A 5,256-nucleotide genomic window follows, 5' to 3' on the forward strand; every position below is an offset into this window, starting at 1 on the left:
CTGCAGGTGAGGATAGTCGCTTAGTAGGTCAGCAGATCGGAGTTTTTAGCGCCTGTTGCGAACCCTGGTATGTCCTGACACGTGGTGAGAGCGAATATTTACCGGCCCTCTCGAGGTGTAGCGGATATGCCCGGTACGTGCCCACCCACATGCTGAACAACCGTGCCAGACAAGAAAGGGTAAGGCTCATGATCCACCCAAGCAGGAGATCTGCTGCAGCCGCATGTTCGGCAAGCGCCTGACCGACATCGCGCCCATCAAAGAGGCTGTCGCAACGTACATGATGCGAGCCACCGAGAAGCTCAGGGCCCAGCAGTCGCTGTGCAAGAAAATCCGGGTGAGCATTCGAACCGGTATGTTCAATCCCGAGGAAGCGAAGTATGCCAATGGCGTGTTGGTCGAACTGCCATACCCAACGGACGATGTGCGTTTGATGACAAAGGCTGCGGTCGATGCAGTGGATCGGGTGTACCGACCTGGACTCAAGTACGGTAAAGCCGGTGTGCTCCTGCTCAGCCTTTGCCAGAAGGGCGAGTACACCGAAGACCTCTTCTCGATCTCCCAGCCAGTTGCGACGGAGAAGGTCATGGGGGTGCTGGATGCGATTAACGGTCGATGGGGCAGGGGAACGATGCGCTTGGCGAGTGTGCCGACCGACCCGGAGTGGGGGATGCGTCGGGAGATGATGAGCCAGAGCTTTACGACGCGGGTTGATCAGCTATGGACGGTGTACTGTAAATAGTGGGGTATGAGCATCGCTCAGGTCACGCTAACAATCTTTGAAATCGGACGTTGAAGATATTCCTAGATTGCGAATTTACCCAGCTCAATCAGGACTCGAAGCTGATATCCCTTGCGCTGGTATCGGAGTAAGGAGATGAGTTCTACGTTGAGTTGACGGATACCTATTCGGTCGAGGACTGCAGTGATTTCGTCATCCAGAACGTCCTACCGCAGCTCGATCGTCTGCGATATGGTCAGTCGCTTTTCGTGGCCCGAACCGCTCTTCGAAGATTTCTAAGCGGCGTCGATGAAGAGCTTGAGGTGTGCTCAGATGCGCCACGTTGGGATTGGGTTTTTTTCTGTGATCTCGCTTGTGTCGATCATCAACCCTGGCCAGTCCAGGTTATGAATCAACCGACCAACCTCACGACCCTTTTCAATCAGTTAAATGCGGAAGCTCTTCAACAGGCGGATTTATTTGATCTACCACACCATGCGCTGCTAGACGCGCGGATGCTTGCAGAGCTTTTCAAGGCATTGGCCTCTCGGTTTGTTTTGTCACCATAGCGGTACATTACGACGTGGGTCGATAAGCTTTGGACGGTGTACGACAGGTGTTTCGAGTTTCGCCATCGACAGAGACCGTTGGAAGGGGCAAAACTGGATTATCCCAAATTATGGATCAGCCATAATTATTGCTGACCCATAATTTCTCTCTTCAATAAAGCCACCGCTTAGGCATCGGATCAACACGTCGGCAGCAAAATGGGCAGGACATCCCGCAGTTGTTGCAACGGCGAACTGCAGATAGGTTTGGGTCATGAATGGTCGCGTATCCCCAGCATCACGTCTGTGAACCGCGTTCAGAGCAAGGAGCCGTTACGGACTGAACCAAAGGAAGCTGATCCCTCCGTATCCCGAACTCTGGAACGATTGGCGGTTGACATGAATGCGAATCCGGAGCGAATTCTGCCTGTGCATATGCGTTTGGGCGTTCGAATCATTTCGCTAGTCGGTCAGATTGATGTTGACCTAAATACGCAGCTCTCAGCGGAAGACGAATAAATCAGTGGGGAATTGCATTCCACTTGACCATCCGTTTGTATTACCACTGACCAGTCATTTGTGTTCGAACTGACCAGTCGATTGCATTCGACTTGACCAATCGCAGCGCCAAGAGAATTCGATGTCGTTCGCCGTAGCGTCAAGTCTCTCTTCAATTGGGGGAGCCTCAGCGTTTTAGGCTTTTGACCCTAGGCATTGATTCCCTCTTGAGCTGATTGATGTGAGATTTGTGTACGGTTTAATCAAGTATAGCGCCCGCAATCGCTGGGTTTTCGCTTGCTATCAACAGAGGCCCGACCGCCACTGGGAATCCCAGCAAGTTACTTGGCATCGTGAAATATGATGCCAAGTGTATGTCGTTGCCCCCAAATCAGCTGGCTGACGCCATGGCGCAGACTCACGCGGTAGTAGCCACGCGTAGAACGTACAGGACGATGGTTGACTGCAAGCACCACTGCGTCCCCCTGGCGCAAAGGCACTACCTCTGCTCGTCCGGGTTTCTTCGGATCACTCTCTGTCAGCAGCAATTCTCCGCCCTCAAATTCGCGTCCTGGTTCATTGAGCAGGAAGATGACTTGGAACGGGAAAACATGATCACCGTAGAGGTCTTGATGAAGGCAGTTGTAGTCACCTTCGCCATATTCAAGAATCAGTGGCGTCGGCCGTGTCTGGCCGGCCTCGTGACATCGCTTCAGAAAGGTTGCCAGATCGCCCGGGTACTGCACGTTAATCCCTAATTTCAAGTTCCAATCATTGGCAATCGGCGCGAGTCTGGGGTAAAACGCGTGACGTAGTTGGTCGAGCAGTGGCGGCAACGGATACGCGAAATATTTGTATTCGCCACGCCCGAATCCATGTCGAGCCATGACGATACGCGCTCGATAGCCTTCTTCCTGTGGATAGAGCTCGGCGAGTGCCGCGCACTGTCCCGCAGTCAAAAGGCCAGGCAGCACCGCATTTCCGTGAGCATCAAGCGAACGCTCGATGCTCGCCCAATCGCAGGAGTCGAGAGTCGTGGCACTGTCGTGACTCGCAACAGCTTTCATCCCGAAAACTCCACACCCCTCTTGGTGGCCTCCTCTTTCAGCAATGAGCGCTTGCGTTCGACACCCCAGCGGTAGCCAGAGATCGAACCATCACGACGCACCACGCGATGACACGGAATGGCAATGGCCAACACGTTAGCTGCACAGGCTCCCGCCACGGCGCGAACTGCCTCTGGCGCACCGAGGTCGCATGCCACATCGCTGTAGCTACAGGTCTTGCCTGTTGGGATGCCGCAAAGTGCCTGCCAAACCTTTTGTTGAAACACAGTGCCGCCAATATCGAGATTGATAACACCGCCGAACAGCTGTTTGTCGATGAAACCGATGACCAGATTGAGTTCGTGTTCTAGCGAAGCTTGGCCAGCTTGCAGTTCCACGATTGGAAATTCGGTCGCGAGCTGGTCACGCAGCGCCTGCGCTTCCTCGCCGAGAAAGATGGCGCAGATACCCCGCTGACTACGGCCGATAAGAACCTTCCCCATCGCTGATTGCCCGACGGTGAACTGAATGGGGCCTTCCACTTGGCTACCTGGTGCGCGGAAGTTGTACTTGAAGGGAGAACGGGAAGTGGTATTCATGACCTTGACTCTTATCGGTTGGCGAGTGAGGTCAGTCTAGGGATCGCTTCCTACCTTGAAACTCCGCTCCTTGCGGTCAAATTCTTTGGCCAACTACCAGCCGGGGTATCTGGCGACGAGTGACAGCCACAACGAGAGACAGCCCGCGTCGCGCATGTAGTGCAGCGCTTCGGACGCCTTCCATGTACAGGGGACTCGGCGTAGCCAGATCGAATCAGGGCCTGAGCGATACATCCAGACAATGGTGGTAACCAGCATTTGCTGCTCTGGAGGCATGGCCCGAAATTCAGCACGCCATCGCGCCATTTCTTCTGGATAGTGCTCGCCAGTGCATGCGTTGTAGGCCGAGGGGCAAACGCTTCGGTGATATTCGCCGTCGCGTGTTTTCGCAAACAGCTTGAACAGTTTCAGTTGTCGTATGGTTTGTTGCAAAGCTTCATGGAAGCGTTCCTGAGAACGCTCAAATGGATAGTCGGAATTCGACAGGGCATCGATCTGGGCAGCCTCTTCGAGATCAAGCTCAAGAAGGCCCAGAACGAGGTGTTCAAGCCGCATCTCATTTAATCGCGAACTGGCCGCGTCCGGTGAGCGCGAGTCCTGTTTTACTGCCGTAACCCACGCAATGAGTGATTGCGACAATGAGTCGGCGGGGGGATTTTCGGTCATCGTGCTGATTTCGTTTAAAAAGGGATGCAGCAGATACAGGTGCCAGCGGTGTGAAATTGGCGCCTGCCCGGTACTACGTTGCTCAGAAAGTAAAAGCGCTGTCCGCAACGAGATGGCGTCGGCGCAATCTACTGGCTATTTCATCGATGTTCTTTAACGTACGTCGCAGCGTGCTGCTGGATGTCGTTTGTCCGTATGGGAGATAAATAATCTCCACGCCAAGCACCTCGAAGCGTTGCTCGAGCAGGTTACCCTTCGCAGTACCTTTCCAATCGTCACCCTTAAAGATCACGTTGAATCGGAGGTCTTTCCAGATCTCTGCTTTGTCGTTGGTGAATGCCGGGTAGGCCGCATCGACGTGACGGACGTTGCGTACAATCTCCAACCGCTCGACAAGCGGAACGACAGGTTTCATACCCTTGTGCTCAATCAGAACCTCGTCCGCCACAACACCAGCGATGAGGAAGTCACATCTCTTTTTGGCTTGCCTCAAAAGATTAAGGTGCCCGATGTGAAACAAGTCGTAGGCGCCAGGTGCGTAGCCGATGCGAATCATGGCAGTGGTGTCCTATACCGAGGCTGAAAGTCAGATACTGAAAATCTACCGCTGCAACGGCTCAGGGACGCTCTGTTTCCTATTCGGAAAATCAGACAATGTAACGAGCAAAGCAGAACGCCCAATGCGAAGAGGGCCGGCAAAAATGCGGGCCCCCTTGCGCAGATCAGGAGCAGTGTTCCACGCTTAAAAAGAATGGAATGACTTTCCTTGTTTTGTGAGTATCAAGCATCACCGTTAGTGGTCGTCGCTTTGATCAAACCCAGTTGAGTTAGGGCTGCGACGCCATCGTCGAGACCGCGCTCCTCCACGATCTTGCCGTCAATCACCTTCAGCACTGTGGTACCGGTGAAGTGCATTTTGCGACCCGTTGCGGCAGGCAGACCACCGATGAGAAAGTCGTCGTGAGCTTGGCCTGTGTGAGTACCACCACCTTCCCATTGACCCACTACGTAATCCCCTTCGGCAATCAGGTCGGCTGTGCCCCAGAAATTGAGATCGGGGAATGCCTTACGAAAATCGGTCATGAACGCCTTAATGTCATCGCGGCCACGACGAGGTTCGTGCAGAGAGTAGTGGAGCAGCATGTCGGGAGCGGCGATTTCGTCAATGACCGCTAGGT

At 53.9% G+C, this 5,256-nt stretch carries 7 protein-coding genes and 1 pseudogene; 3 read left to right on the forward strand and 5 right to left on the reverse strand.

Translation table 11 applies throughout. The annotated features are described in order from the left end of the window. Positions 1 to 190 precede the first annotated feature (190 nt). From ACRESJ_RS31410 to ACRESJ_RS31420, 3 genes and pseudogenes are all read left to right on the forward strand, one after another. A pseudogene (locus tag ACRESJ_RS31410) lies at positions 191 to 742 on the forward strand (DUF4113 domain-containing protein); the annotation flags it as partial. Positions 743 to 894: 152 nt separating this feature from the next. Beyond that, positions 895 to 1,290: a hypothetical protein gene (locus tag ACRESJ_RS31415; protein WP_431761380.1), complete on the forward strand. Its 396-nt coding sequence runs from the start codon at positions 895 to 897 to the stop codon at positions 1,288 to 1,290. A 198-nt stretch (positions 1,291 to 1,488) separates the two neighbouring features. Continuing rightward, positions 1,489 to 1,788 (forward strand): type II toxin-antitoxin system PrlF family antitoxin, encoded by a 300-nt coding sequence (locus ACRESJ_RS31420; protein ID WP_431761381.1) that lies wholly within the window; start codon positions 1,489 to 1,491, stop codon positions 1,786 to 1,788. Positions 1,789 to 2,108: 320 nt separating this feature from the next. On the opposite strand, the gene ACRESJ_RS31425 is transcribed toward ACRESJ_RS31420, so the two are convergent. The 5 genes from ACRESJ_RS31425 to ACRESJ_RS31445 all read right to left on the reverse strand — a co-directional run. Beyond that, entirely contained in the window at positions 2,109 to 2,834 is a 726-nt protein-coding gene (locus ACRESJ_RS31425; RefSeq protein ID WP_431761382.1) for a 2OG-Fe(II) oxygenase, read from the reverse strand. Continuing rightward, entirely contained in the window at positions 2,831 to 3,412 is a 582-nt protein-coding gene (locus tag ACRESJ_RS31430) for a methylated-DNA--[protein]-cysteine S-methyltransferase (protein WP_431761383.1), read from the reverse strand. The genes ACRESJ_RS31425 and ACRESJ_RS31430 overlap by 4 nt, the downstream gene beginning before the upstream one ends. 93 nt (positions 3,413 to 3,505) lie before the next feature. Beyond that, entirely contained in the window at positions 3,506 to 4,078 is a 573-nt protein-coding gene (locus ACRESJ_RS31435) for a hypothetical protein (RefSeq protein WP_431761384.1), read from the reverse strand. 82 nt (positions 4,079 to 4,160) lie between these two features. Next, positions 4,161 to 4,634 carry an adenylyltransferase/cytidyltransferase family protein gene (locus ACRESJ_RS31440; RefSeq protein ID WP_431761385.1) on the reverse strand — a complete coding sequence of 158 codons (474 nt, stop codon included), beginning with the start codon at positions 4,632 to 4,634 and terminating at the stop codon, positions 4,161 to 4,163. A 224-nt stretch (positions 4,635 to 4,858) separates the two neighbouring features. Further along, a partial coding sequence (locus tag ACRESJ_RS31445; protein ID WP_431761386.1) for an ester cyclase occupies positions 4,859 to 5,256 on the reverse strand: 398 nt, incomplete at its 5' end.

Origin of the sequence: Pseudomonas sp., from assembly GCF_050739655.1 — a bacterium.
Lineage (GTDB): Bacteria > Pseudomonadota > Gammaproteobacteria > Pseudomonadales > Pseudomonadaceae > Aquipseudomonas.